Source organism: Mycolicibacter minnesotensis (assembly GCF_010731755.1).
Taxonomy (GTDB): Bacteria; Actinomycetota; Actinomycetes; order Mycobacteriales; family Mycobacteriaceae; genus Mycobacterium; species Mycobacterium minnesotense.
On record NZ_AP022589.1, the window covers coordinates 2,910,663 to 2,935,547 of the forward strand.

At 67.9% G+C, this 24,885-nt stretch carries 21 protein-coding genes and 1 riboswitch; of the genes, 12 read left to right on the forward strand and 9 right to left on the reverse strand.

Going from position 1 to position 24,885, the window contains the following annotated elements:
- Nucleotides 1-6: 6 nt before the first annotated feature.
- Nucleotides 7-525: a DoxX family protein gene (locus G6N09_RS13555; RefSeq protein WP_083027049.1), complete on the forward strand. Its 519-nt coding sequence runs from the start codon at nucleotides 7-9 to the stop codon at nucleotides 523-525.
- Here G6N09_RS13555 and G6N09_RS13560 read toward each other — a convergent pair.
- Entirely contained in the window at nucleotides 489-1,931 is a 1,443-nt protein-coding gene (locus G6N09_RS13560; RefSeq protein ID WP_083026991.1) for a short-chain fatty acyl-CoA regulator family protein, read from the reverse strand. The genes G6N09_RS13555 and G6N09_RS13560 overlap by 37 nt on opposite strands.
- 120 nt (nucleotides 1,932-2,051) lie before the next feature.
- Here G6N09_RS13560 and prpD point away from each other — a divergent pair, with 120 nt between their 5' ends.
- The 3 genes from prpD to G6N09_RS13575 are packed head-to-tail and all read left to right on the forward strand — an operon-like array spanning nucleotide 2,052 to nucleotide 5,607.
- Nucleotides 2,052-3,557, forward strand: coding sequence for a 2-methylcitrate dehydratase PrpD (gene prpD, locus G6N09_RS13565; RefSeq protein WP_083026990.1), 1,506 nt, complete (start codon nucleotides 2,052-2,054; stop codon nucleotides 3,555-3,557).
- On the forward strand, nucleotides 3,554-4,471 hold the full coding sequence (gene prpB, locus G6N09_RS13570) for a methylisocitrate lyase (protein ID WP_083026989.1): 918 nt from the start codon (nucleotides 3,554-3,556) through the stop codon (nucleotides 4,469-4,471). The genes prpD and prpB overlap by 4 nt, the downstream gene beginning before the upstream one ends.
- Nucleotides 4,468-5,607, forward strand: a complete 1,140-nt coding sequence (locus tag G6N09_RS13575) for a bifunctional 2-methylcitrate synthase/citrate synthase (protein ID WP_083026988.1) — start codon at nucleotides 4,468-4,470, stop codon at nucleotides 5,605-5,607. The genes prpB and G6N09_RS13575 overlap by 4 nt, the downstream gene beginning before the upstream one ends.
- A gap of 8 nt (nucleotides 5,608-5,615) precedes the next feature.
- Here G6N09_RS13575 and G6N09_RS13580 read toward each other — a convergent pair whose 3' ends face one another.
- Nucleotides 5,616-6,833 carry a cytochrome P450 gene (locus G6N09_RS13580; RefSeq protein WP_083026987.1) on the reverse strand — a complete coding sequence of 406 codons (1,218 nt, stop codon included), beginning with the start codon at nucleotides 6,831-6,833 and terminating at the stop codon, nucleotides 5,616-5,618.
- Nucleotides 6,834-7,014: 181 nt separating this feature from the next.
- Here G6N09_RS13580 and G6N09_RS13585 point away from each other — a divergent pair, with 181 nt between their 5' ends.
- Nucleotides 7,015-7,593 (forward strand): TetR/AcrR family transcriptional regulator, encoded by a 579-nt coding sequence (locus tag G6N09_RS13585; protein ID WP_083026986.1) that lies wholly within the window; start codon nucleotides 7,015-7,017, stop codon nucleotides 7,591-7,593.
- A 22-nt stretch (nucleotides 7,594-7,615) separates the two neighbouring features.
- Nucleotides 7,616-9,355: a DUF3556 domain-containing protein gene (locus G6N09_RS13590; protein ID WP_083026985.1), complete on the forward strand. Its 1,740-nt coding sequence runs from the start codon at nucleotides 7,616-7,618 to the stop codon at nucleotides 9,353-9,355.
- Here the strand turns inward: G6N09_RS13590 and G6N09_RS13595 are convergent.
- Both G6N09_RS13595 and G6N09_RS13600 read right to left on the reverse strand, forming a co-directional pair.
- Nucleotides 9,352-9,819 (reverse strand): nuclear transport factor 2 family protein, encoded by a 468-nt coding sequence (locus G6N09_RS13595; protein WP_083026984.1) that lies wholly within the window; start codon nucleotides 9,817-9,819, stop codon nucleotides 9,352-9,354. The genes G6N09_RS13590 and G6N09_RS13595 overlap by 4 nt on opposite strands.
- Before the next feature lie 20 nt (nucleotides 9,820-9,839).
- Nucleotides 9,840-10,376 (reverse strand): carboxymuconolactone decarboxylase family protein, encoded by a 537-nt coding sequence (locus tag G6N09_RS13600; protein ID WP_083026983.1) that lies wholly within the window; start codon nucleotides 10,374-10,376, stop codon nucleotides 9,840-9,842.
- A 115-nt stretch (nucleotides 10,377-10,491) separates the two neighbouring features.
- Between G6N09_RS13600 and G6N09_RS13605 the strand changes: the two genes are divergently transcribed.
- The 3 genes from G6N09_RS13605 (at nucleotide 10,492) to G6N09_RS13615 (ending at nucleotide 12,726) form a co-directional block, all read left to right on the forward strand.
- Entirely contained in the window at nucleotides 10,492-11,073 is a 582-nt protein-coding gene (locus G6N09_RS13605) for a CGNR zinc finger domain-containing protein (protein ID WP_197745880.1), read from the forward strand.
- Between the two features lie 101 nt (nucleotides 11,074-11,174).
- A complete protein-coding gene (locus tag G6N09_RS13610) occupies nucleotides 11,175-11,885 on the forward strand; it encodes a FadR/GntR family transcriptional regulator (protein WP_083026982.1) in 711 nt (236 codons plus the stop codon).
- Nucleotides 11,886-11,889: 4 nt separating this feature from the next.
- On the forward strand, nucleotides 11,890-12,726 hold the full coding sequence (locus G6N09_RS13615) for a sterol desaturase family protein (RefSeq protein WP_083026981.1): 837 nt from the start codon (nucleotides 11,890-11,892) through the stop codon (nucleotides 12,724-12,726).
- 108 nt (nucleotides 12,727-12,834) lie between these two features.
- Here G6N09_RS13615 and G6N09_RS13620 read toward each other — a convergent pair whose 3' ends face one another.
- The 5 genes from G6N09_RS13620 to G6N09_RS13640 all read right to left on the reverse strand — a co-directional run bounded on the left by G6N09_RS13620 (nucleotide 12,835) and on the right by G6N09_RS13640 (nucleotide 22,231).
- Nucleotides 12,835-13,713, reverse strand: a complete 879-nt coding sequence (locus G6N09_RS13620) for a crotonase/enoyl-CoA hydratase family protein (RefSeq protein ID WP_083026980.1) — start codon at nucleotides 13,711-13,713, stop codon at nucleotides 12,835-12,837.
- Nucleotides 13,714-13,723: 10 nt separating this feature from the next.
- Complete coding sequence (locus G6N09_RS13625) at nucleotides 13,724-17,665, reverse strand: cation-translocating P-type ATPase (protein WP_163752793.1); 3,942 nt, start codon at nucleotides 17,663-17,665, stop codon at nucleotides 13,724-13,726.
- A 290-nt stretch (nucleotides 17,666-17,955) separates the two neighbouring features.
- Nucleotides 17,956-18,846, reverse strand: coding sequence for a mycobacterial-type methylenetetrahydrofolate reductase (locus G6N09_RS13630; RefSeq protein ID WP_083027186.1), 891 nt, complete (start codon nucleotides 18,844-18,846; stop codon nucleotides 17,956-17,958).
- Nucleotides 18,847-18,920: 74 nt separating this feature from the next.
- Complete coding sequence (gene metE / locus G6N09_RS13635; protein WP_083027185.1) at nucleotides 18,921-21,191, reverse strand: 5-methyltetrahydropteroyltriglutamate--homocysteine S-methyltransferase; 2,271 nt, start codon at nucleotides 21,189-21,191, stop codon at nucleotides 18,921-18,923.
- Between the two features lie 134 nt (nucleotides 21,192-21,325).
- Nucleotides 21,326-21,526: riboswitch (cobalamin riboswitch) on the reverse strand.
- 45 nt (nucleotides 21,527-21,571) lie between these two features.
- Complete coding sequence (locus G6N09_RS13640; RefSeq protein ID WP_083027184.1) at nucleotides 21,572-22,231, reverse strand: SDR family oxidoreductase; 660 nt, start codon at nucleotides 22,229-22,231, stop codon at nucleotides 21,572-21,574.
- A 103-nt stretch (nucleotides 22,232-22,334) separates the two neighbouring features.
- Between G6N09_RS13640 and G6N09_RS13645 the strand changes: the two genes are divergently transcribed.
- Genes G6N09_RS13645 through G6N09_RS13655 form a run of 3 tightly spaced genes read left to right on the forward strand, consistent with a single transcriptional unit; the run spans nucleotide 22,335 to nucleotide 24,807 of the window.
- Nucleotides 22,335-23,480: a thiolase family protein gene (locus tag G6N09_RS13645; RefSeq protein ID WP_083027183.1), complete on the forward strand. Its 1,146-nt coding sequence runs from the start codon at nucleotides 22,335-22,337 to the stop codon at nucleotides 23,478-23,480.
- A gap of 14 nt (nucleotides 23,481-23,494) precedes the next feature.
- The gene (locus tag G6N09_RS13650) at nucleotides 23,495-24,283 is read left to right on the forward strand and encodes a crotonase/enoyl-CoA hydratase family protein (protein WP_083027182.1); all 789 of its coding nucleotides are present in this window, start codon (nucleotides 23,495-23,497) and stop codon (nucleotides 24,281-24,283) included.
- Between the two features lie 5 nt (nucleotides 24,284-24,288).
- Complete coding sequence (locus G6N09_RS13655) at nucleotides 24,289-24,807, forward strand: gamma carbonic anhydrase family protein (RefSeq protein WP_083027195.1); 519 nt, start codon at nucleotides 24,289-24,291, stop codon at nucleotides 24,805-24,807.
- The last annotated feature ends 78 nt before the right edge of the window (nucleotides 24,808-24,885 follow it).

Sequence of the window (24,885 nt, forward strand, 5' to 3'; positions counted from 1 at the left end):
GTGCAGATGGTCACTGCTGCTGATGTTGCGCTCCTGTTCCTGCGCCTGGTTCTGGGTCTGACCATGGCGGCGCACGGATTCAACAAGTTCTTCGGAGGCGGCGGAATCGCCGGTACCGCGGGCTGGTTCGAGAGCATCGGGATGAAGTACGGCAAGTTCCAGGCCGTGACGGCGGCAACGGCCGAGATCGCGGCCGGGTTGGGGCTGGCGGTGGGGCTCTTGACGCCGATCGCCGCCGCCGGATTTGTGGCCCTGATGGCGGTGGCGGTGGTGACCGCGCACGCGTCCAACGGCTTCTTCGTGATGAACAACGGCTGGGAGTACAACCTGGTGCTGGCCGCCGGTGCGGTCGCGATCGCGATGCTGGGTCCGGGCTACCTCAGTGCCGACCACCAGATCTTCTGCCACTGCTGGAAGAACGGCTGGCCGGGGCTGTGGATCTCGCTGGGTCTGGGGCTGGCCGGCGCGATCGGTCAGTTGGCGCTGTTCTACCGGCCGGCCGGGTCCACGGCCACCGGCGAGTAGGGCAAGCCGCTGCCGGCGTTCTCGTCGACCACCACGCGGCGGCCCAGGTAGGGGAACGCGCGCTGCGGGCAGGACTCTCGTTCGCAGATCTTGCAGCCCGCTCCGATCGGCACCACGGTGGCGTCGTCGTTGAGGGCGACGCCGGTGGAGTACACCAACTTGTCGGCATGCGCCAGGTCGCAGCCGAGTCCGACGGCGAAGGTCTTGTGCTGTCCCAGGTAGCCGCGTCCCTCCGGCGGGGTGGTGGTGGCGATCCAGAAGTACTTGCGGCCGTCGGGCATCTGCGCCACCTGGGTGACGATCCGGCCCGGCTGGCTGAACGCGTCATGTACCACCCACAGCGGGCAACTGCCCCCGACGCGACTGAAGTGAAATGCGGTGGCCGACTGACGTTTGGAGATGTTTCCGGCCTTGTCGGTGCGGACGAAGATGAACGGTACCCCGCGCCGGCCGGGCTGTTGCAGGGTGGAGAGCCGATGGCACACGGTCTCGAATCCGACCTCGAAACGCCGGCCCAACAGGTCGATGTCGTAGCGCAGATCCATCGCCGACCGTTGAAACTGACGGTAGGGCAACAGGAATGCACCGGCGAAATAGTTGGCCAACCCGATCTTGGCCACGCCGCGGGATTCCGGGCTCAACGACTGATCCTGGGCCACGATGTCGGAGATCAGCTCCTGCTGCGTCAGCAGCGCCAGTTGAGTGGCGATCTGGAACGCGCGTTGGCCCGCCAGCAGCCAATGTGCGATGCGCAGCACTCGGGTGGCCGGATCGAAGACGCGCTTGATTCCCGCCGGCAGGTCGTCGACGATCGCCACGGTGATGCCGAATCGGTCGCTCAACAGCGTCGCCAGCTGAATGTCCAAACCGCCGAAGCGCATCCCGGTGTCGATGAACAGCCGCTCGGCGGCGTTGTCGAGTTCGCCGATGTAGTTGTTGCGATCGTAGAAGAAGTCGCGGACCTCCTCGAACGGCATGGGACGGGCCACCGACTGCGCTGAGTCGACCGAGATCTGTGACCGGTAGGACTCCAATTCCTCAGTGGCCCCGCGGAGCTGGCGATGCATGGTCAGCAGACTGTTGCCGATGTCGGGCATCCGCGCGACCAGTTCCTCGATCTGACTGTCGCTGGCCGCGTGTTCCCCGGCGGTCGCGGTGAACATGTCACGCAGCTCTGCCACCAGCCGGGCGTCGGTGTCTCCGGAGAAGTACTGCGCGGGCAGGCTGAATCGGTCGGTGAGCGCCAGCAACACCGGCACGGTGATCGGGCGCTGGTCGTTCTCGAGCTGATTGACGTAGCTGGTCGACAGGTTCAGTGCGCGTGCCAGCGCCACCTGGGTCAGGCCGCGCTCCTCACGTAGACGTCGCAGCCGGGCCCCGGCGAAGGTCCGGGTAGTGGGTGCCATGCCACGCAGCGTAACCCGCGAACGCATTCGCAACGTTTGCAAAATTGCGAAACCTAGGACGCAGTAATACGCATTTTCCGTGCGTATCGGGGGTGCGACGTCGTGCGTAGGGTGTGGAATATGCAGCTACACGACGTGAAGACCCGCCGCAGTGCCGATGAGTTCCCCCGGGAAGAACACCTCGCCTGGAAGATCGCTCAGGTGGCCGCCGACCCGGTCGCCGTGCCCGACGACACCGCCGCCATGGTGATCAACCGGATCATCGACAACGCGTCCGTCAGCGCCGCTTCGGTGCTGCGCCGCCCGGTCACGGTGGCCCGCCGTCAGGCGCAGGCCCACCCGTCGGCCCCGGGCGCGACCGTCTTCGGCATCGAAGGCAGCTACTCGGCCGAGTGGGCCGCCTGGGCCAACGGCACCGCGGTGCGCGAACTGGACTTCCACGACACCTTCCTGGCCGCCGAATACTCGCACCCCGGTGACAACATTCCGCCGCTGGTGGCCGTAGCCCAGCAGTTGGGCCTCTCCGGCGCCGACCTGATCCGCGGCCTGGCCACGGCCTACGAGATCCAGGTAGACCTGGTCAAGGGAATCTGCCTGCACGAGCACAAGATTGACCACGTCGCGCACCTGGGCCCCTCGGTCGCTGCCGGAATCGGCACCATGCTGCGGCTGGACCCCGAGGTCATCTACCAAGCTGTCGGCCAGGCGCTGCACCTGACCACCGCCACCCGCCAGTCGCGCAAGGGCCTGATCTCCAGCTGGAAGGCCTACGCCCCGGCCTGGGCCGGCAAGGTCGGTATCGAGGCCGTGGACCGGGCGATGCGCGGCGAAGGCGCACCGGCTCCCATCTGGGAAGGCGAAGACGGTGTCATCTCCTGGATGCTGTCGGGCAAGGACCACACCTACCAGGTGCCGCTGCCCGGCCCCGGTGAGGCCAAGCGCGGAATCCTGGACACCTACACCAAGGAATACTCCGCCGAATACCAGAGCCAGGCCCTGATCGACCTGGCCAAGCGACTGCGCGAGCGGATCGGCGACCTGGGCCAGGTGGCCACCATCAAGCTGCACACCAGCCACCACACCCACTACGTGATCGGTACCGGCTCGGGTGACCCGCAGAAGTTCGACCCGGACGCCTCGCGCGAGACCCTGGACCACTCGGTGATGTACATCTTCGCCGTCGCCCTGGAAGACGGCAGCTGGCATCACGTGCGGTCCTACAGCCCCGAGCGTGCGCACCGCCCCGAGACCATCGCGTTGTGGCGCAAGATCTCCACCGTTGAAGACCCCGAGTGGACCCGGCGCTACCACTCGAGCGATCCGAACGAGAAGGCCTTCGGTGCGCGCGCCGAGGTGACACTGGCCAGCGGTGAGGTGATCACCGACGAGCTCGCGATCGCCGACGCCCACCCGCTGGGGGCGCGGCCGTTCGAACGCAAGCAGTACATCGGCAAGTTCGTCGAGCTCGCCGAGGGCATCGTGACCAACGCCGAGCAGGAGCGCTTCCTGGCCGCGGCAGAAGGTCTGGCGGGGCTCTCGGGTGCCGACCTGCGTGGCCTCAACATCGTTGTCGAACAGTCGGTGTTGGACCAGGCGCCGGCGACGCCTGAGGGAATCTTCCGGTGAGTAGCGGCCTGCTCGGGGCCACCGCGGCACCAGCGGAGAAGCGGGCGGCCTTTCGGGCCGGCCTGACTTCTGGCCGGCTGCAACGGTTCCCGGGGGCGTTCTCGCCGTTGGTGGCCAAGCTGATCGCCGAGATCGGCTTCGAGGGTGTCTACGTCTCCGGCGCGGTGCTCTCCGCCGACCTGGGGCTGCCCGACATCGGGCTGACCACGCTGACCGAGGTCGCCGGTCGCGGCGCGCAGATCGCCGCCGCGACCAGCCGGCCCACGTTCATCGACGCCGACACCGGCTTCGGCGAGCCGATGAGCGCCGCGCGCACCATCACGGTGCTCGAAGACGCCGGGCTGGCCGGCTGCCATCTCGAAGACCAGGTCAACCCCAAGCGATGTGGACATCTCGACGGCAAGGCCGTGGTGCCCGCAGGCGAGATGGTGAAGCGACTGCGGGCGGCGGTCGCCGCGCGCCGGGACCCGAACTTCATCATCTGTGCCCGCACCGATGCCGCCGGCATTGAAGGGCTGGACGCCGCGATCGAGCGCGCCAAGGCCTATGCCGACGCCGGGGCGGACCTGATCTTCACCGAGGCCCTGAGCGGGCCGGCCGATTTCGAGAAGTTCCGTGCCGCAGTCGATGTGCCGCTGCTGGCCAACATGACCGAGTTCGGCAAATCGGAGCTGCTGAGCGCGGCGCAGCTGGCCGACCTGGGCTACAACGCCGTCATCTACCCCGTCACCACCCTGCGACTGGCGATGTATGCCGTCGAAGTGGGACTTCGTGAGATCGACACGGCGGGAACGCAATCCGGTCTGCTGGACCAGATGCAGCACCGCAGCAGGCTCTACGAACTGCTGCGTTACGCCGAATACAACCAGTTCGACGACGACATCTTCAACTTCACGTTAGGAGCGTCCCAATGACCGTCGCCCCCTCGGAGACCGCCTCGGCACCCGAGATCCGCAAGGGTCTGGCCGGTGTTGTCGTGGACACCACGTCCATCTCCAAGGTGGTGCCGGAGACCAATTCGCTGACCTACCGGGGCTATCCGGTGCAGGATCTGGCCGCCAACTGCAGCTTTGAGCAGGTCGCCTACCTGCTCTGGCACGGCGAGCTGCCGGGTGACGCCGAGCTGGCGCTGTTCTGCCAGCGCGAACGGGCCGCCCGGCGGGCCGACCGGTCGCTGCTGTCGCTGGTCGACAAGCTTCCCGACAATTGCCACCCGATGGACGTGGTGCGCACCGCGATCAGCTACCTGGGCGCCGAGGACCCTTCCGAGGACGACCCCGCCGAGTCGGCCAACTTCGCCAAGGCGCTGCGGATGTTCGCAGTGTTGCCGACCATCGTCGCCGCCGACATGCGCCGCAGGCGCGGCCTGGCCCCGATCGCCCCGCACAGCCACCTCGGCTACTCGGAGAACTTCCTGCGGATGTGCTTCGGCGAGGTGCCCGACCCGGTGATCGTGTCGGCTTTCGAGCAGTCCATGACCCTCTACGCCGAGCACAGCTTCAACGCCTCCACCTTCGCCGCGCGGGTGGTGACCTCCACCCAGTCCGATATCTACAGTGCGGTCACCGCTGCCATCGGCGCGCTCAAGGGTTCGCTGCACGGCGGGGCCAACGAAGCGGTCATGCACGACATGATCGAGATCGGTGAGCCGGGCAAGGCCGCAGAGTGGCTGCACGGCAAGCTGTCCCGCAAGGACAAGGTGATGGGCTTCGGCCACCGGGTGTACAAGCACGGCGACTCTAGGGTGCCCACCATGAAGGCGGCACTGGAGCGGGTCGCAGCCGAGCGTGACGGCCAGCGCTGGCTCGACATCTACCGCATCCTGGAGACCGAGATGTTCGCCGCCACCGGGATCAAGCCCAACCTGGACTTCCCGACCGGACCGGCCTATTACCTGATGGGCTTCGACATCCCGATGTTCACGCCGCTGTTCGTGATGAGCCGGATCACCGGGTGGACCGCGCACATCATCGAGCAGACCGCGTCCAACGCACTGATCCGTCCGCTGAGCGCCTACTCGGGAAGCCCGCAGCGCGCGCTCGCGGTCTGACGGGGCGCTCAGGCGACGGTGAGCTTCAGGTGCTCCAGGCGTCGCACCAGCAGGCTGGGCAGCCATCGGCCGGCCTGGTCGAGCCCGATATCCGAGGTGCGCGCCAGGAGTTCGCCGATCACGATTCTGGCCTCCATCCGTGCCAGCGTGGCACCGACGCAGAAGTGCGCGCCCCGGCCGAAGGCCAGATGGCCTAAGCCTGTACGGTCCAGCCGGAACTCGTTGGGCTCGCTGAACCGTGACGGGTCGCGGTTGGCCGCGCTCCACAGCAGCAGGAGTCGCTCTCCGGAGCGCAGGGGTACCCCGGCCAGCGTGGTGTCGCGCCGGACGTGCCGGTAGTGGCCCCGAAAGGGGGGCTCGCAGCGCAACACCTCTTCGAGGAAGGGGCCCAGCAGCTCAGGGCAGGCGCGGACCCGGCGCTGAATATCGGGGTGCGTCGCCAAGATCCACGCCGCCGATCCGATCAGCGATGCGGTCGACTCGCCGCCGGCGCTGAACAGGGTGATCATCATGACCTGGGCGGTGACGGTGTCGAGGGCGGCCGTGGCGCAGGCGGTCGCCACGTCGCCGAGGAGGTTGTCGCCCGGATCGATTGCGGCCCGACCGAAGTGGTCGCTGATGTAGCCCGCGAGCTCCATCACCGCGACCCCCGCGGCGGCCAAGCCTTCGGCGTCGCCCAGACCCTCCAAGAGCTGGGTGCCCGCGTAGGCCCACCGCACCAGCTGGTCGACGTCCTCATCGGGCACACCGATCAAGCGCGCGACGATCATCATCGGCAGCCGGTTGGCGACGGCACTCATCCACTCGATACCCCCGTCATGCCGGCCCTCGTGCCATAACCGATCCATGGTCTGGGCGATCAGCGGCTCCACGGCGTGAATCCGCTTGGCAGCCAGCCGCGGCACCAGCATCTTGCGGTGCGCCGCGTGGGCCGGGTCGTCGGCGGTGGCCAGCACCTGGGTTGGTCCGCCGAGCCCGTCCATCTCGAAAGCGCCCACTGTGCCGTCGGGCCGGCGAAGCATGGTCGCGGTGAGATTGGAGGAGAAGTCGTCTAGTCGCTCCACGGCCTCGCTCACTGCGTCCCAACCACACACCGCGGAGAAACCGGAGTCCCCGATCGGGTGCACGGGTGCCGTGGCGAGCATCTGCTCGTAGAGCGGGTAGGGCTGCTGAAGGTAGGCGTCGTCGAACAGCGTCAAGCCCAACCGGTCGGTGCTCACGATCATCGCTCAAGGGTGATCAGGGGCTGCCACCTGCGTCAACGTCGTGGCAGAAGTTGAGTGCCGCCCGCCGGGGCGGCCGCCGAACCTTGTCTCAGGAGGGTCGCGGGACCTGCCCACACGGTGAGATATTGGGGACAATACGTCTCAAGATGAGATCGTCATTCCAGGCGATAGGGGGCTCAGAGTGGCAGGTCATGACTGGCTGGTGGGTGCCGACCGCCGTACCGCGGGCGCCGAACGCATCTACGCGGCGGCCACCGACCTGGTGATGAGCGACGGACTCGACGCCCTCGATATCGACGCGTTGGCGGCGCGGGTGCACTGCTCGCGAGCCACCATCTATCGACATGCCGGCGGCAAAGCCGAGATTCGCGATGCCGTGCTGGCCCGAGCCGCCGCGCAGATCGTCGGCACCGTGCACGAGGCGGTCGCCGGACGCAGCGGGGCTGAACGTGTGGTGACCGCGATCGCGGCGGCGCTGCAGCGGATCCGCGCCGATCCGCTCGGACAACTCATGCTCGGGTCGGTGCGCGGCACACAGGAGATGTCCCGGCTGGCCGCGTCACCGATGCTGGCCGGTTTCGCGCGCGACCTCAGCGGCCTCAGCTACGACGATCGGGAGGCGGCGCACTGGGTGGTCCGGGTGGTGCTGTCGCTGCTGTGCTGGCCGATCGAGGAAGCCGCAACCGAGCAGCACATCCTGGAGCGCTTCGTGGCGCCGGCATTCGCCGGGGGCGGGGACGGTTTTCGCGCGGGGATCTAGAACACGTTCTAGTCTATCGGCCATGGGATTTCTCAAACCTGAACTGCCCGTTGTCGACTTCGCCGAATGGAGCAAGGGCACGCGCAGCGAGAAGATCCGGCCGATGGCCCGGCACTGGGCCGAGGTGGGCTTCGGCACGCCGGTGGTGCTGCACCTGTTCTACGTGCTCAAAATCGGCCTCTACATTCTGGGCGCCTGGCTGTTCGCACTGGCCACTGCCGGTATCGACGGATTCACCGACGTCCGGCAGTGGTGGAGCGAACCGATCGTGTTCGAGAAGGTCGTGCTCTACACGATGTTGTTTGAGGTGATCGGCCTGGGCTGCGGTTTCGGCCCACTCAACAATCGCTTCTTCCCGCCGATGGGGTCCATCCTGTATTGGCTGCGGCCCGGGACCATCCGGCTGCCACCGTGGCCGCGGCGCATTCCGCTGACCTCCGGCAACGCCCGTTCCCCGATGGACGCCGCGCTGTACGCGGCGCTGCTGGTAGCCCTGCTGGTGGCGCTGGTCTCCGATGGAACGGGACCCATCGCCGCGCTGCACACCGAAGTCGGGGTGCTGCCGCATTGGCAGATCTTCACGATTCTGGGGATCCTGGCGGTGATCGGCCTGCGGGACAAGGTGATCTTCCTGGCCGCGCGCGGTGAGGTGTACGCGCCGTTGGCCACCGCGTTCCTGTTCACCGGCGTCGACATGATCATCGCGGCCAAAGCCATCTTCATGGTGATCTGGATGGGCGCGGCGACCTCGAAACTCAACCAGCACTTCCCGTTCGTGATCTCGACGATGATGAGCAACAACCCGCTGATCCGCCCGAAGGCGCTCAAGCGCCGGTTCTTCAAGAATTTCCCCGAAGACCTGCGGCCCGGCTGGCCGTCGAAGGCGCTGGCGCACGTGAGCACGGCGATCGAGATGCTGGTTCCCCTGGCACTGTTCTTCAGCCATGGCGGTCTGCCCACCGCGATCGCGGCCTTCGTGATGGTCTGCTTCCACCTGGGCATCCTGGCGGCCATTCCCATGGGGGTACCGCTGGAATGGAACGTCTTCATGATCTTCGGGGTGCTGTCGCTGTTCGTCGCACACGCCGATCTCGGACTGTCCGACGTCAACAACCCGTGGGCGGTAGGGCTGCTGTTCGCGGTGAGCGCGGGCACCGTGGTGCTGGGCAACCTCTTCCCGCGCAAGGTGTCGTTCCTGCCCGGGATGCGCTACTACGCCGGCAACTGGGACACCACGCTGTGGTGCGTGAAGCCCTCGGCCGAAGAGAAGATCGCCCGCGGAATCGTCGCGATCGCCAGCATGCCCGCCGCGCAGCTGGAACGCTTCTACGGCAGCGCCGAGGCCGCCCAGATCCCGATCTACATGGGCTATGCGTTCCGCGGCTTCAACACCCACGGCAAGGCGCTGTTCAGCCTGGCGCACCGGGCCATGGCCGACGGCGACGAGAGCGACTACACGCTGACCGACGGGGAACGGATCTGTTCCACGGCGATCGGCTGGAACTTCGGCGACGGTCACATGACCAACGAGCAGCTGATCGAGGCATTGCAGCAGCGCTGCGGATTCGAGCCGGGGGAGGTGCGGGTGGTGATCCTCGACGCGCAGCCGATCCACCGCCAGACCCAGGCCTACCGGCTGGTGGACGCCGCCACCGGAGAATTCGAGCGCGGCCACGTCAAGGTCGCCGACATGGTGGCCCGCCAGCCCTGGCAGGACGACCTGCCGGCCTATGTCGACTCGGCCGGCAGGCAGTCCCGCTAGGCGACCGGGATGTCGTGCCCCGGGCCGCGTTCGTCCTCGGGGCGCGGACCGAAGTAACGGCGCTCGTCTTCGGCGATCGCGACATCGTTGATGCTGGCCTCCCGGCGGCGCATCAGGCCGTTGTCGTCGAACTCCCACAGCTCGTTTCCATAGCTACGGAACCACTGGCCCGACGCGTCGTGCCACTCGTACTGAAACCGCACCGCCATGCGGTTCTCGCGGAATCCCCACAGGCTCTTGCGCAGGGCGTAGTCCAGTTCGCGTTCCCACTTGGCGGTGAGGAAGGCGACGATCTCGGTGCGGCCGGTGAGGAACTGGTCGCGGTTGCGCCACACCGAGTCTGGGGTATAGGCCAGGCTCACGTGCTGCGGATCGCGGGTGTTCCAGGCATCCTCGGCGGCTTGCACCTTGGCGAGTGCGCCGGCGGTGTCGAACGGTGGCACGGGTGGGCGTTGTGCGGACATGGTCTCCCTTTCCTCGGGGCTCACAGCGCGACGACGGGCCAATCATTGTCGACTCGCGCCAGGACGTTGAAGTAGTTGGTCAAGGTGTTCAGCGCCAGATGGGCGACCAGTTCGCCGATCTCCTCGTCGGTGACCCCCGCGGCGCGAGCGGCGTCGAGTTCGGTGACATCGACGTCACCGGCGTTGGCTGCGATGGTGGCCGACAGGGCCAGCAGTGCGGCGACATGACTGTCGCTCGACTCGGCCCGGCGTGCCGCGTCGAGTTCGCCGGCGTCGATCTTGGCGACAGTGCCGCCGACGAAGGTGTGCGCCGACAGGCAATATTCGCAACCGTTGAGCTGGGCAGTGGAAATCGCCAGGCGCTCGCGCACCTCGGGCCGCAGGGTGCCGCCGGCCACCGCACCGGACAGGGCCAGATAGCTCCGCAGCAGGGTGGGGCTGTTGGCCATCGCCTTGGTCATATTCGGTGCCTTGCCCATCGATTTCTTGACCTGTGCCAGCAGCGTTGCCGCCTCTCCGGTGGTGGTGTCGGGGTCGACGGGGGCGAAGTGCGTCATGGGGGATCCTCTCCGGGAACTTGCGCCTAACGGGTGGTAGTGCATTCATCCGTTAGAAGATTTAGCACGAAGTTCTAACGGATGCAAGTGCATCTATCCGTGATAATCTGGCGCGGTGACGACCGGAACGCCCGCGTGGCTGCTACCTGACGAGCCGGCGCCGGTCCGCCTGATGAACACCATCTGGGCCGACTCCGGCGCGATTCACGACGCGTTGACCGGTCCGGACGCGGTGCGCGACTGGATCGCCACGGTCGCCGGCCGCGACGGCTCCGAACTGGGCGTTCCCGACGCCGGGGAGTGGAACGATGTGCGGCTGCTGCGCGACGCCCTGAGGTGCCTTGCTGCGCTGATCGCGGGCGGGCCGGATGCCGGGGCAGCGGTGGCCGAGGCGATCGCCGTGGTGAACCGGCTGCTCGCCGACCGGCCTGGCGGAGAACTCGCCCTCGTCGACGGTGGGCTCCGCGTCATCGACGTGCGCCGCGCGTCGCCGATTCGGAGCGCGCTCGCCGAGCTGGCGCAGCAGGCTGTGGAGCTGTTCACCGGGCCGATGGCGGCCAACCTGCGGTCCTGTAACGCCCCTGGCTGCGTGCTGTTTTTCGTCAAATCGCACCCGCGACGTGAGTGGTGCTCACCGGGGTGTGGCAACCGCGTTCGTGCGGCGCGCCACTACCGGCGCATCCGAGAGAATCGCTGACCTGCCAGCCATGGCCTGAGCGCCGCTCCGCTGCGAACGTGACCCAGATCACTGGTACAACCAGTTGACCAGTGCGGTTCGGGTGGCCCAGCATGGAGCCCATGGACCTGGCGCCCATCTCCCGCACCGCGATCTCCGACACGATCTTCGTGCGGCTGGTCGAAGAGATCCTGACCGGACGCCTGCCCGCCGGCGAGGCGTTGCCGTCCGAGCGTGAACTCGCCCTGACTCTGCAGGTCAACCGGCATGCCGTGCGTGAAGCGCTCAAGCGACTGCAGCAGGCCGGGCTGATCCGGATCAGTCACGGGGGCAAGACCCGGGTGCTGGACTGGCGCGAAAGCGCCGGCCTGGACGCCCTGACCGGCCTGGCCGTCGCCGGCGCAATCCCCACTCGCCAGATCATCGGCGATGTCGCGGTCATGCGGCGCTCGATCGCCGCGGATGCAGCACGGCTGTGCGCGCGGCACGCGACGGCCGAGCAGCGGGCGGCGATCACCGCTGCCGCGGCGGCCTACCCGGTGGCGGGGGACCTCGCGGCGGTCAGTGATGCCGATCTGACGTTCTGGACGGCAGTAATTGACGGCTCTGTAAATATTGCCTACCGGCTCGCGCTCAACACCCTGGTGGCCGCCTACGACGAGATGGGACGCGAGGCCATCTATGCACTGGGGGCCGCTGAGTTCGCGGATCGTAGCGCCCACATCGCGTTGGCCGCCGCGATCGCCGCCGCCGACGAGGACGCGGCGTACCGGCTGGCCGACGACTTACTGACCCGCTTCGTCACGGCCTGCCAGGCCGAGGGAGAGGAATAGCCGCATGTTCGATCTCATCGCTCACGCCATTCCGGTGTTCGTGCTCTGCCTGCTCCTGGAAGCTGTCTCGTTCGCGGTTCGCCCCGACGACCAGGAGCGCGGCTACGAAATGCGCGACACCAGCACCAGCCTCACGATGGGAATCGGCAACGTCGTCATCAACATCGGCTGGAAGCTCGTGGTGCTGGCGGCCTACAGCGCGGTCTACCTGGTGGCGCCGGTGCACCTGCCCGCCACCAACCCGCTGACCTGGATCGCCCTGTTCCTCGCCGACGACTTCGCCTACTACTGGTATCACCGCACCCACCACACCATCCGGGTGTTCTGGGCCAGTCACGTGGTGCACCACTCCAGCCAGCACTACAACCTGTCCACCGCGCTGCGCCAGACCTGGACGCCGTTCACCGCGGTGCCGTTCTGGATACTGCTGGCGTTCGCCGGATTCGCCCCGTGGATGATCTTGCTGCAGCAGTCCATCAGCCTGCTCTACCAGTTCTTCATCCACACCGAACGGGTGGGAAAGCTCTGGCGGCCAGTGGAATTCGTCTTCAACACCCCGTCACACCACCGTGTGCACCATGGCTCCAACGCCGAGTACCTCGACAAGAACTACGGCGGCATCCTCATCGTGTGGGACCGCCTGTTCGGCACCTTTGAGCCCGAGGGCGAGCGCGTGATCTACGGGCTGACCAAGAACATCGACACCTTCAACCCGGTGCGGGTGGCCACCCACGAGTACGTGGCCATCTGGCGTGACATCCGCACGGCGCGCGGTTGGCGCTCGGTGTGGGGCCACCTCTTTCGCGGCCCGGGCTGGCAGCCCGCCCCTGGCCGAGCGTGAAGCCCGCCCCCGGCCGAGCGTGAAGTTAGCTGCACACTCGACTACGCAGAGTGAAGCTAACTTCACGCTCGGCGGTGGGTGAGCCGGGGCGGACGGGGCTAGCCGGGGTTAGACGGGCTTGACCCACTCGTCGTAGAACGGCGGCATCTGCGAGGCCTGGGCGGTGAACTGCGCGTCGCGCTTCTCCAAGAAGGCCCGCACGCCGTCGGCGCCGTCGCCGATGCTGGTGTAGAACATCGCCAGCGAATCGACCCGGTGCGCCTCCACCGGATCTGGTTGCGCGGAGTTGCGGTAGAGCATCTGGCGGATCAGTGCGAACGACACCGGCGAGCGACCCTTGGTCCAGGCGTCAGCCAGCGCCCGCGCGTCGGCCAGTAGGGCATCGGGTTCGTGTAGCGACTGGGCGATACCGCAGGCGCGCGCACCCTCGGCATCGAGGATGTCGGCGCGGTAGAGCAGATCCAGTGCCGTGGGCATGCCGACGATCCGGGGCAGAAACCACGTCGAACACGCCTCGGGGGTGATGCCCAGCTTGCCGAACACCAGGCCGAAACGCGCCTTGGTGGAAAACATCCGGGCATCCATGGCCAGCATCATGGTGGCACCGATTCCGACCGCGGGCCCGTTGACCGCGGCGATCACCGGCTTGCGGCAGTTGTAGACCGCCAGGGTCACCCGCCCGCCGGTGTCGCGCACCCGGGCCAGCTCGGGGTCGCCGAGGTCGGCCATGTCGGCCAGCGACGGCGACTTGGACTCGTCAAGCCCGAACACATTGCCCGAACTCGACAGGTCCATGCCCGCGCAGAAGGCACGCCCGGACCCGGTGACGATGACCGCGCGGATGCGGTCATCGTCGTTGACCCCGACGAAGGTGCACTCCAGCTCTTCGGCCATCTCGACGGTGAACGCGTTGAGGTTGTCCGGCCGGTCCAAATACACGGTGAGGACGCCGTCTTCGACCTCATGGCGCAGCGTGGTGAACTCCATCTCCCCGAGGCTAGTGGGCCTCGGCGCCGGACAAGAAGCGGGGCACGATGGCCGACGCGGTGGTCGCGACCGCAGCCGAGCTCAGCGCCTGGCCCCAGCCGATCGGGCCGAGCGGCGTGCACCCCATGAACTGGCTGATGCCCGGGATGCTGATCAACAGGGCCATTGCCGCGAACGACCCACCCGCGGTCGCCAGCAGCACCGGCGAGCGTGACTCCAACAGTGTCTGGCCCAGCTGGGTGGTCACCAGGGCGACCAGCGCCACGGTGGAGGCGCGTCGGGGAAAACCGGTGAGCCGCGCCATGAACCAGGCCGCAAGGGTGGCACTGGCGGTGGTCGTGCCCCGCAGCGTCACCGCGCGCAACAGCGCCTTCTCATCGGGCCCGCGACCCCCGAAAGGCATGGGGCGCCGAGGCTGGCTGATCGCCAGTGCGGTGGCAGGGAACGCGTCGGTCACGATGTTGACCAGCAGCAGTTGCCGGGTGCTCAACGGTGCCTGACCCGTCAGCGCGCTCCCGATGATCGCGAACAGTGCGCCGCTGGCGTTACCGCCCAGCAGCACCGCCACCGCCGCCTGCACCCGCTGCCACAGTTGGCTGCCCTCATTGAGGGCGTCCAGCAGTGTCTCGATCTTGCCGTCGAGCAGCACCACGTCGGCGGCCGTGTGGGCGGCGTCGCTGCCCTGGGCGACGATCCCGATGCCGACCGTGGCGGCCCGGATGGCGGCGGCGTCGTTGGCGCCGTCACCGACCATCGCCGACACCTTGCCGCTGCGTTCCAGCGCCTGCACGACCTGCACCTTGTTCGCCGGCGACATGCGGGCGAACACCACCCGCTCCGCCACCGCACGTTCCTGCTCCTTGCCCGACAGCGTCTCCCATTCCGAGCCGGTGATGACCTCATCGGGCGACAGCGCCACACCCAACTTGCGGGCGATGGCGCGGCCGGTGGTCGGATGATCACCGGTGATCATCCGAATGGGCACCTGCCGGCGGTGCAGCTCGGCCAGCAGCCCGGCGGACCCGGCGCGTGGCGTGTCGGCGATGCCGACGAATCCGACCAGCGTCAGACCGCCGGCGCACTGCTGCGCCAGCGTCGCGAGCTGCGCTTCGGGGTCGTCGGGATCGGCCGAAAGCGATTGCACCTGAGCGGGACTGAGCTCACGCCGCGCGACGGCCAGCACCCGCAGTCCCTCGTCGGCCAGTTGCTCCACCACGTCGTGGATGTCGGCCGCGACATCGTCGCAGGCAGCCAGTATCACCTCGGGTGCACCCTTGATGGTCAATTCGGTGCCGAACACCGATGCCGCGAAGGGCCGCCCGGAACGGAACGGCAGGTGGGCATCGGCGGCCCCCGGTGCGACGGCGCCGGGCACCGGTTCGGCCGCCGCCACGATCGCGGCGTCGGTGGCGTCGACGTGGCTCCGTCCCTTGGCCGACGGGGTCGCGCGCACCGCGCAACGCAGCACCTCATCACGGGAATGCTCGGCCGCCGTGCGCACCTCGGTGACCCGCAACCGGTTCTCGCTGAGGGTGCCGGTCTTGTCGAAGCACACCACGTCGACGCGGCCCAGGGCCTCCACGGAGCGGGGGACCCGCACCAGCACACCGGATTTGGTGAGGCGCTGGGCTGAGGCGTGCTGAGCCAGCGTTGCCACCACCGGCATGCCTTCGGGGACGGCGGCGACGGCCACCGACACTCCGTTGGCCACCGCCTGCTGCAGCCGGGTGGCCCGCAACACCCCGAGCACGCTGACCAAACCGCCGGCCATCAGACTCAGCGGCCAGGTCCGGCTGGTGATCTGTCCGAGCTGATGGGTCAGGCCGATATCCCCATGCCGGCTGGTGACCAAGTCGGCGGCGCGCCGCACCTCGGTGTCGGGGCCCACCGCGGTCACCAACGCCAGACCGGTCCCGGAGGCCACCGTGGTGCCCGCGAAGAGCATGCAACGCCGCTCGGCCAGCTCGGTGCCCGGGGTGGCATCGATCTGCTTGGTCACCGGCAACGACTCACCGGTCAGTGAGGCCTCGTCGACCTCCAACTTCTCCAGTTCGATCACCCGGGCATCGGCGGGCACTACATCGTCGGGACCCACCTCGATCAGATCGCCGCGCTGCAGCTGCTCGGGGAGCACCTGAACCCGGTCGCGTGTGCCATCGGGCCGGATCGTCACCTTCCAGGCGGGCGGGATCTGCTCGGCCAGTAGCCGATCCAGCCGCAGCTCGGCGCTCAACCGTTGACCGGCCGCCAGGACGGCGTTGCTGACCAGCACAGAACCGACCATGAGCGCGTCGATCGGTGCGCCCAGCAGCGCGGTGGCAGTCGCACCCAGTCCGAGGACGGGCGTCAACGGGTCGGACAGTTCGTCACGCACGGCGTCCAGGAACTGCCAGATCACATGCCGCGTGGCGGTATCGGCGTCCGGGGCGGATTCGGGCTGCGACGGCGAGGCCAGGGCGGCACGCACCTGTTCGACCGACATGGCATGCCATTCGTCGACGGGGACCGGCCGGGGCAGCGGCGCCGTGATCACCTGGCGGGCCGACCAGTAGCCGGACACCAGACCCGCGGCCGCGCCCAGCGCGACCGGCTCGGGGCCGCGTCCTCGCACGGTGGGAATGAGCAGCATCGAACCCAATGCCGAAGCGCCGGTGGATAAGGCGATACCAAGGCGGGTGGCCGCTTGGGCTGCGGGCAGGGCATGCAGGACCCGCCATACCCCCGACAGGTCATCGACGATCAGATCCGCCACCGGCTCGCTGGCGTCGGCCAGGATGCCGACGCCGAGGTCGGCCGCCGACAGTGCCTGGGTGGCCGCCGAGGAGATCACCGCGACGGTGTGGCCTTCCTGCTGGTAGTCACGCACCGCATCGAGCAGCGCGCCGTCGATCGAATCGCCTGTCATGGGAGCGATTTCGTCGAACGCGGGCCGCAGTACTCCCAGGCCGATGGAGTCGTCCGCGGTCACCGTCTGCACCTGGGCGCGCTGTGTCTGCGCGAGTGTCGCCGCCGCCAGCGGATGCGGCGCCGGAGCAAACAGTGCCTCGGTGCCGGGGCGGCCGGTGACGGGATGCCAACCTGGCCGCAGTTCGCCTTCCGCGAGCATCGCCCGGGCGCCCTCCCAGGCGGTCAGATCCTTCTCGTCGGCGCCGCGAAGGCGCTCCAGGCGCAATGATTCGGTCCGCAGCACCCGCGGATCGAAGATCACCACGTCGACGCGGTCGAGTCGGCGCAGGCTGTCAGGGTCGATCTGTAATGCCTCGTCCCGGTTGGCCAGCCCGCGGCCCAGCGTGGCCGCAAACGATTCGTGAGTGGCTCGGGCTGCCTTGGGCACCGCGACCAATGCGGCATTGCCGGCCAGCTCGGGGTCGCGACTGGTCGCGGCGACGACGGCGGCGCCCACCGCCTGAATCCAGGTTCCGCGTTGTAGGTGTTGGTCGACCGGGCTCTCCGGTGATTCCGCTGTGCGCTGGGCCGGCCGGGCGGGCGGGCGGGCCAGCTCCGGCTCGCGCCGCGCCCAGGCCCGGGTGTCCGCGCGCGCTTCGGCAGCCCTGATGGTGTTGATCGCCAGGTCTACCGCCAGCATCGACGGCGCCGCAGCGAGTGCGTTGACGGCGGTGGTCGCCATCCCCAACGCGGTGGCGGTGGCCCGCTTGCCGATACGTTCCTCCAGCAGGCGGCGTAGTTGCGGCTGGTGGTCCAAGGTGATGACCGCGCCCTGGAGGCTGGAGGGCAACCGGCGAAACCGCAGAACGCGACTGGCAACGGCGAGCCCCAGGCCGACGGCGTTGATGCCGGCCATTGCGGCACTACTGACCGCTATCAGGCCATCGCCGGGTTCGGGGGCCGGACGAAGGTGGCGCCGTGGGCGCTCAGCCTCCGCTGGTGGGTCGGCAACCACGTCATAGCCCGTTTCGGCGTCGTCGATCAGGGCGGGTATCGAGGGGGGCATCGGTCTCCTTCGCTGGGCGACCGAAGCCTGAGAGAGCGCGCGGAACCTTCGGTCGACATGGTGAATCGTCCGAAGGTCTCGCTCGCGAAAGTCCTGGGTCCGCTGAATGACCGGGCGAGGCGACCCGCCGTATTGACGACCATTCACATCCGCCACCGGTGTGGCGGGTAGGAACTACTCCCCTTCGCCACCGACCGTAGGGCCGGTAAGCGGCGGGCGGCTGAACGCCGCCGAGACCCGACTTGAAATGCCGGTGAATGCTCTGCGTTGCAGACGGTTTCGAGGCGGTTTCAGGAGCGCGGCGACCAGTAGGCGAGCATCTCGGCGAAGGTGTCGAATGCCGGCTTCGCAATGCCGTAGGGAGCCTCGAAGTGCAGGCTCAACGGGAAGCCCAGCTCGGCCACACCATCGATGACCCGCTTGTACAGATCGAGTAGCTGACGACGTTTGGCATCGGGTTCGCCTGCGGCCAATTTCCGCACGAAGTCCTGCTCGGCGGCGACCGCCTCGTTCCCCGGGTCCTGGATGAGCCAATCGATCAGTCCCACCTTGGACTCCATCTTCGGCACGAAGCCGAACGACAACAGAACTTCGGGCCGGTGGTCACTGACGTGGGCGAAGTCGCGGAGGAATCCCACGATGGCATCCGAATAGAGCAGCTGCGTCATCCCGAACGTGGCACCCCGGTCGCATTTGAAGGCAAAGCGCCCCTGCTCGGCGTCGCGGGTCGGGATGAGGATGACTCCCCGGTTGTCCACGAGATCGTCGAATTTGGACAAGGCGTCGGTGGGTGCGACTCCGCTGCCCTCGCCGTCGTTCAGCGTGCGGGGGACACCGACGAAGATTATTCCGTCGAATCCGGCCTGGCGCAGGCCCGCGAGTCGCGTCCGCAGGTCCGCCTCGTCGAGGAATGCGGTCACCTGCGTGCACAGTCCGCGTACGCCGGGCAGTTCGGGACGGATCACCGACCAGAAATCGGCGACGTCGAGTTTGGGGACCATCTCGACCGGCCGATCGTCGTCTTCGGCGATCAACCCGGGAATCATCACGTGGCTGATCCGGCCGGCGATACCCGCCTGCTCGGACAGTCGCAGGACCTTGAAGGCCTCTTCGCGAGCGTGCTCAGGCCCGCGATCGGTGTTGGTCGGCACTAATTCCAGTGCAATGGTGTTCAGCGGCACCAGGGAACTCCGTATCTCATCGGAACGGACATGTTGCGCCCCAGAAAAGCTCTGGGGCGCAACATGTCAGACGGTCACAGGCCGGTGCGGGCGTCCTTGGCGGCGGCAACCAGGTTGGCCAACGACGCGTTCACCTCGTCGGGCTTACGGGTCTTCAGGCCGCAGTCCGGGTTGACCCAGAGGCGCTGCGCCGGAACGGCACCCAGTGCCTCACGCAGCGACGCCGCCATCTCCTCGGTGCTGGGCACCCGCGGCGAGTGGATGTCGTAGACACCCGGGCCGACTCCGTTGGAGAAGCCGATCGCGTTGAGGTCGTCGAGCACCTCCATGTGCGAACGGGCCGCCTCGATCGAGGTGACATCGGCATCCAGATCAGCGATCGCGCCGATCACCTCGCCGAACTCCGAGTAGCACAGGTGGGTGTGAATCTGCGTCGCGTCGGACACCCCCGAGGTCGACATCCGGAACGAACCCACCGCCCAATCCAGGTACGCCGCCTTGTCGGCGTCGCGCACCGGCAGCAGCTCGCGCAGAGCCGGCTCGTCGACCTGGATCACCGCGATACCGGCCGCCTCCAGGTCCACGGTCTCTTCGCGAATCGCCAGCGCCACCTGATAGGCGGTGTCGGCAAGCGGCTGGTCGTCACGGACGAACGACCAGGCCAGGATGGTGACCGGCCCGGTGAGCATGCCCTTGACCGGCTTGTCGGTCAGCGACTGGGCGTAGGTGGCCCAGTCGACGGTCATGGGGTTGGGCCGCGTGACGTCACCGAACAGCACCGGCGGACGCACGCAGCGGCTGCCGTAGGACTGCACCCAGCCGTTGCTGGTGGCGAAGAAGCCCTCCAGCTGCTCGGCGAAGTACTGCACCATGTCGTTGCGCTCGGGCTCGCCGTGCACCAGCACGTCGAGGCCGAGGTCTTCCTGCAGCTTGATGACGGCGGCGACTTCGGACTTCATCCGGTTGGTGTACTCGGCGTCGTCGATCTCCCCGGCCACCAGCGCGGCGCGGGCCTTGCGGATCTCCACGGTCTGCGGGAACGAGCCGATGGTGGTGGTCGGTAGTGGCGGCAGGTGTAGCCGCTCGTCCTGGGCGGCGCGGCGGGCCTGCGCCGAACCGCGCTGGACGCCGGCCGACCGGATCTCGGCGATCTGCGCGCGCAGCTCAGCGTTGTTCAGGCGCGGGTCGGACTCGCGGGAGGCCACCGCGGCGTTGGACGCGGCGATCTCCTGCGCCACGGCGTCCCGCCCGTCACGCAGGGCGCGTGCCAGGGTGGCGACTTCGGCCACCTTCTCGGCGCCGAACGCCAGCCAGCTGCGCAGTGCGTCGTCCAGACCGGTCTCGGGCTCCAGCGAGTAGGGCACGTGCAGTGTCGAGCACGACGTAGAAACAGCCACCGCCTCGGCTGAACCCAGCAGGCTCGCCAGCTTGGCCAGTGCGGCCTGCAGGTCGGTACGCCAGATGTTGCGGCCGTCGACCACACCGGCGACCAAGGTCTTGGAGGCCAACTCCGGCACCGACGCGATCTTGGTGTCGGGGCCGTAGACCAGGTCAACGCCGATGGCCTCGACCGGGGTACGAGCCAGCGCCGCCAATCCTTCGCCGGGGTCACCGAAGTACGTGGCCACGAAGATCGCCGGCCGCTTGGTCAGTGCGCCCAGACGGTTGTAGACCTGCTCGGCCAGCGCGGGGGCGTCGGCGGAGATGTCGGTGACCAGCACCGGTTCGTCGATCTGGACCCACTGCGCGCCGGCCTGCGCCAGCTGGCCCAGCAGTTCGGCGTAGACGTCGGTCAGCTCGTCGAGCCGCTCGATGGGCGCCGCGGCGCCGTCAACGGCCTTGCTCAGCAGCAGGAAGGTGACCGGTCCGATGATTACCGGCCGCGCGTTGACGCCTTGTTCCTTGGCTTCGGTGAGCTCGGAGAGCACCTTGGCCGGGTTCAGGGCGAACGTGGTGTCGGGACCGATCTCGGGAACGATGTAGTGGTAGTTGGTGTCGAACCACTTCGTCATCTCCAGCGGGGCGATGTCGGCATTGCCCCGGGCCGCGGCGAAGTAGCGGTCCAGCTCGTCGGAGACACCGGCCACGCGGGCGGGCAGAGCGCCCAGCAGCACCGCGGTGTCGAGCATCTGGTCGTAGTAGGAGAAGGTGTTCACCGGCACTGAGTCCAGTCCGGCGGCGGCCAGTTGCGCCCAGGTGTCGCGGCGCAGGCCGGCGGCCACCTTTTTCAGTTCGTCCTGGCCGATCCGGCCGGCCCAGTAACTCTCGGTGGCTCGCTTGAGTTCGCGGCGAGGTCCGATGCGCGGTGTGCCGAGAACGGTGGCGGTAAAGGGTTGAGCGGTCACGATGTGGTCCTTCGATTGACGAGGGTGGGTCAACGCCAGCAGTCGTCCAGCTGATCCGGTCCCGTGCCTATATAAAGCACCACAACCCTCAAAACCAGACGCCTATTCCGCGAGGCGTTGATCCGCCGGGCGCGGCGCGCCCAGCACAACAGGCAGGTATTCGGACTCGCAGGCGCGCACCGAGGTGCTCCTAATGGCCGTCGCTTCCCAGTCGGGCGAACCCATGACCAGTGCTTATGACGGCGGTCGTTCCTGCATACCGCTGCGGGACAGTCCCGGATTCTCACCGGGTTCCCTCTCGCGCTCCACACACACCGTGTTGCGCTCGATGCCGAGGCCGCGACTACTGCGGCAACGGCAGACCAGTTGCGTGATCGAGATTACTCGGCCGGGCCGCCGGCGAGTGCCTCCGGGATCGGGGTGGGGCCGTCATTGAATTCGATGGTGCGGCCGATGGTCGCGTCGTCAGCCAGGCAGGCCGCGATCGCTAACGCGACGTTGCCGCGGGAAACCTGCGCCTTGCCGGTGTCGGGGCCGACGGCGATCCGGCCGGTCGCCGGCTCCGCGGTGAGCCGGCTCGGACCCAGCACCGTCCAATCCAAGTCGGTGGCACGCAGATGGGCGTCGGCGGCGGCTTTGGCCTGCGCGTACGGATAAAAGGAATCGCCTTCGGGCACACCGTGATCGGGGCCGGCTCCGAAGTAGGACACCATCACGAACCGTCGAACGCCGGACTGCGCGGCGGCGTCGACGGTGCGCATCGCGGCATCACGGTCCACGGCATAGGTACGGGCCGGATTGCCGCCACCGGCACCGGCGGAGAACACCACCGCGTCATGGTCGGCCAGCAGGCGGCTCAACCCGCCGGTGTCGAGTTGCTCGATGTCGGCCACCACAGGGACCGCGCCGGTGGCCGCCACCTGCGGCGCGTGGTCGGGATTGCGGAACACCGAACTGACCTGGTGGCGGGATTGAGTCAGAAGCGGGGCGAGCAGCAGGGCGATTTTGCCGTGGCCGCCGATGATCACGATGCGTGCCATGGATTCGACGGTACGTGAGGCCCGGAGTGACCCCCGCTGACAAGCGCCGAGTGGCCCGGTTGACAATCGAGGCAACAAACCGCGAACAAACTAAGGAGCACCCATGGCTGAAGCCGTCATCGTCGAAGCGGTGCGCGCGCCTGTCGGCAAGCGCAACGGCGGACTGTCCGGGGTGCACCCGGCCGAGCTGTCTGCCCAGGTGCTCAACGGTCTGGTCACCCGGGCCGGTGTGGACCCGGCGCTGGTCGACGACGTGATCTGGGGCTGTGTGATGCAGGCCGGTGAGCAGGCTCTCGACATCGGCCGTACCGCCGTGCTGAGCGCGGGCTGGCCCGAGAGCGTCCCCGCGGTGACGGTGGACCGCCAGTGCGGTTCCAGCCAGCAGTCGGTGCACTTCGCCGCGGCCGGTGTGGTGGCCGGACACTACGACGTCGTCGTCGCCGGTGGCGTCGAGTCGATGTCGCGCACTCCGATGGGTTCGTCGCTGGCCAACGGCGGCCGGCCGTACGGCGACTCCTTCAAGGCGCGCTACAGCCAGACGCCGAACCAGGGCATCGGCGCCGAGATGATGGCCACCCAGTGGGGCCTGAGCCGCACCGCGCTCGACGAGTTCGCGCTGGCGTCGCACGAAAAGGCCGGCAACGCCCAAGACGCCGGTGCCTTCAAGGACGAGATCGTCTCGATCACCGACTCCGAGGGCAATGTCGTCAGCGAAGACGAGGGCATTCGCCGCGGCACCACCCTGGAGAAGATGGCCCAGCTCAAGCCGGCTTTCAAAGAGGACGGCGTGATCCACGCCGGCAACTCCAGCCAGATCTCGGATGGCTCGGCCGCGTTGCTGTTCATGTCGGCGGAAAAAGCCAAGGAACTGGGACTGACCCCGCTGGCGCGGGTGCACACCGCGTCACTGGCCGGGTCTGACCCGGTGATGATGCTGTCCGGGCCCATCCCGGCCACCCAGAAGGCGCTGAAGCGCTCGGGGCTCAGTGTCGACGACATCGGGGTGTTCGAGGTCAACGAGGCCTTTGCTCCGGTGCCCATGGCGTGGCTCGCCGAGATCGGTGCTGACCCCGCCAGGCTCAACCCCAACGGTGGAGCCATCGCACTGGGCCACCCGCTCGGCGGATCCGGCGCCCGGATCATGACCACCATGCTTTACCACATGCGCGCCAACGGAATTCGTTACGGACTGCAGACCATGTGTGAGGGTGGCGGCCAGGCCAACGCGACCATTCTGGAGCTGTTGTGAGTGCTGGAGCTGCTGTGAGTGAAGGGGCCGTTCTGGTAGAGCGGCGCGGAAACGTCCTGCTCATCACGATCAACCGGCCCGACGCCCGCAACGCCATCAACGGCGCCGTGAGCGCCGGCATCGGTGACGCACTGGCACAGGCGCAGGCCGACGACGAGGTTCGCGCGGTGGTGCTCACCGGCGCCGGCGACAAGTCCTTCAGCGCCGGAGCCGACCTCAAGGCGATCGCCAACCGGGAGAACATCTTCCACCCCGAACACCCGGAGTGGGGCTTCGCCGGTTACGTGCAGCACTTCATCGACAAGCCCACCATCGCCGCGGTCAACGGCACCGCACTCGGTGGCGGGACCGAGTTGGCGCTGGCCAGCGACCTGGTGATCGCCGAGCAGCGGGCCCAGTTCGGGCTGCCCGAGGTCAAGCGGGGTCTGGTCGCCGGGGCGGGCGGCGTGTTCCGCATCGTCGACCAGCTGCCCCGCAAGGTTGCCCTCGAACTGCTCTACACCGGGGACCCGATCTCCGCGGCCGACGCGGCCCAGTGGGGATTGGTCAACCGGGTGGTCGAGGACGGCAAAGCCCTCGAAGCAGCGCTGGAGCTGGCCGAACGCATCACCGGCAATGCACCGTTGTCGGTGCAGGCCAGCAAGCGGATCGCCTACGGGGTCGACGACGGCGTCATCACCGACGAGGTGGCGGGCTGGGCCAGGACCGGACGCGAGTTCTCCACCCTGCTTCGGTCCGAGGATGCCAAGGAAGGACCCCGGGCGTTCGCCGAGAAGCGCGCGCCGGTGTGGAAGGCACGTTGAGCGGCGTGCCTGAGCCACTGATCATCTCGATCGGGGACTTTGTTCCGCAGCGGCACGCCCAGTCATGGGTGGCACCCAACGCGACCCTGATCGGCCAGGTCAGCCTGGCCGCCGGGGCCAGCGTTTGGTATTCGGCGACGCTGCGCGCCGAGGTCGAACCGATCGAGATCGGTGCCGAGTCCAACATCCAAGACGGGGTCACCATCCACGTCGACAAGGACTTTCCCTGCCGAGTCGGCGAACACGTCAGCGTCGGGCATAACGCCGTGCTGCATGGCTGCACCATCGGCGATGGCTGTCTGATCGGGATGGGGGCGATCGTGCTCAACGGTGCGGTGGTGGGCGAGGGGTCGCTCGTCGCCGCCGGCGCGGTGATCCCGCAGGGCATGGTGGTGCCGCCCCGATCGCTGGTGGCGGGGGTGCCGGGCAAAGTGCGGCGCGAACTCAGCGACGCCGAAGTCGACAACAACCGGTACAACGCGGTCGGTTATGGGCTGTTGAGGGAACTACATCGGGCGAACTAGCCCATTTGCGCCACCGGCGGCACTTGGGCCGCTACGTTCAAGGGACGTGCTCAACCCGCCGCTGAGGGGACGTCTCGT

Bases quoted from the DNA above. Each gene is read 5' to 3' on its own strand.
- G6N09_RS13595 (WP_083026984.1), bottom strand. From the start codon at position 9,819: ATGTCCGCACAACGCCCACCCGTGCCACCGTTCGACACCGCCGGCGCA.
- G6N09_RS13615 (WP_083026981.1), top strand. From the start codon at position 11,890: ATGTTCGATCTCATCGCTCACGCCATTCCGGTGTTCGTGCTCTGCCTG.
- G6N09_RS13640 (WP_083027184.1), bottom strand. From the start codon at position 22,231: ATGGCACGCATCGTGATCATCGGCGGCCACGGCAAAATCGCCCTGCTG.
- G6N09_RS13645 (WP_083027183.1), top strand. From the start codon at position 22,335: ATGGCTGAAGCCGTCATCGTCGAAGCGGTGCGCGCGCCTGTCGGCAAG.
- G6N09_RS13625 (WP_163752793.1), bottom strand. From the start codon at position 17,665: ATGCCCCCCTCGATACCCGCCCTGATCGACGACGCCGAAACGGGCTAT.
- G6N09_RS13575 (WP_083026988.1), top strand. From the start codon at position 4,468: ATGACCGTCGCCCCCTCGGAGACCGCCTCGGCACCCGAGATCCGCAAG.
- G6N09_RS13600 (WP_083026983.1), bottom strand. From the start codon at position 10,376: ATGACGCACTTCGCCCCCGTCGACCCCGACACCACCACCGGAGAGGCG.
- G6N09_RS13610 (WP_083026982.1), top strand. From the start codon at position 11,175: ATGGACCTGGCGCCCATCTCCCGCACCGCGATCTCCGACACGATCTTC.
- G6N09_RS13620 (WP_083026980.1), bottom strand. From the start codon at position 13,713: ATGGAGTTCACCACGCTGCGCCATGAGGTCGAAGACGGCGTCCTCACC.
- G6N09_RS13590 (WP_083026985.1), top strand. From the start codon at position 7,616: ATGGGATTTCTCAAACCTGAACTGCCCGTTGTCGACTTCGCCGAATGG.
- G6N09_RS13560 (WP_083026991.1), bottom strand. From the start codon at position 1,931: ATGGCACCCACTACCCGGACCTTCGCCGGGGCCCGGCTGCGACGTCTA.
- prpD (WP_083026990.1), top strand. From the start codon at position 2,052: ATGCAGCTACACGACGTGAAGACCCGCCGCAGTGCCGATGAGTTCCCC.
- G6N09_RS13555 (WP_083027049.1), top strand. From the start codon at position 7: ATGGTCACTGCTGCTGATGTTGCGCTCCTGTTCCTGCGCCTGGTTCTG.
- G6N09_RS13580 (WP_083026987.1), bottom strand. From the start codon at position 6,833: ATGATCGTGAGCACCGACCGGTTGGGCTTGACGCTGTTCGACGACGCC.